Origin of the sequence: Vibrio sp. 10N.222.46.A1, assembly GCF_041473595.1 — a bacterium.
In the GTDB taxonomy this organism is placed as follows: domain Bacteria; phylum Pseudomonadota; class Gammaproteobacteria; order Enterobacterales; family Vibrionaceae; genus Vibrio; species Vibrio tasmaniensis_A.
Window position 1 is genome coordinate 1 of the sequence record NZ_JBFRSN010000956.1, and the last position, 795, is coordinate 795.

Annotated in this window: 1 protein-coding gene; it reads right to left on the bottom strand. The window is 42.0% G+C overall.

The genetic code is table 11. The features are described from left to right. Nucleotides 1–795, bottom strand: a 795-nt coding sequence (locus tag AB4496_RS22515) for a diguanylate cyclase domain-containing protein (RefSeq protein ID WP_372132022.1), incomplete at both ends; no start/stop codon positions are given.

Sequence of the window (795 nt, forward strand, 5' to 3'; positions counted from 1 at the left end):
GAGCTTGATAACCGACTTGTTCTACCGCAGACATAAAACGAGAAGATTTCAATAGACCTTTGTCTGGATCTTGAATTCTAATGAATATTTCTTTATGCAATTCATTAACTTGACCGGAATCCGGCATAAGATAACACCGCTGAGCAAAGATTACTAAATTTTCAGGTAGTAGGGCTTTATCAAGTAATGTTCTCCAGCGAACACTGCCTCTGTCTATCTCACTTTTATTTTCTTTTGGGTAACGGCTCCAGTTATTAATGCGCTCTAACTGAGCGCTCTTTAACGCTGTTTCCGTTTCATCCATGATTTGGCTATGGCGTTCACCTTCGACATACATTGTCACGCCAATATGGCACCAGTTATCTGACTCCAAAGGCTCCGGCGGAGTCAATTTATCTAATTGCCTTAAACATTGAGCAGCCAACGTCGCAATATCCTTTGTTCCTTGATGCGGAATAAACACGGCAAAGTCTGCTTCGTAATAGCGAGAAAAAATGACATCGGGATAACGCTGAACAATATTCGACAATACTTCACCAACTTCAATAATAAATCCGTCGGTGAGCTGCTTGTCATTGGAATCTCGAACTTGTTCCCACTCGTCGATACGTATCAGTAAAACGCCTCCACGAGCGCCACTTTCATGCAGTACAGATTCAAGTTTGTTATCAAATAGTACTCGGTTGGCTGTACCAGTGAGCTTATCTAGAAAAGTATGGGTGCGGATAAAAGTATCAAAGCGACTTCGCTCTTGGCGTGCATCTTTCAACTCTTCAATCAGTACATCAAGCGCTT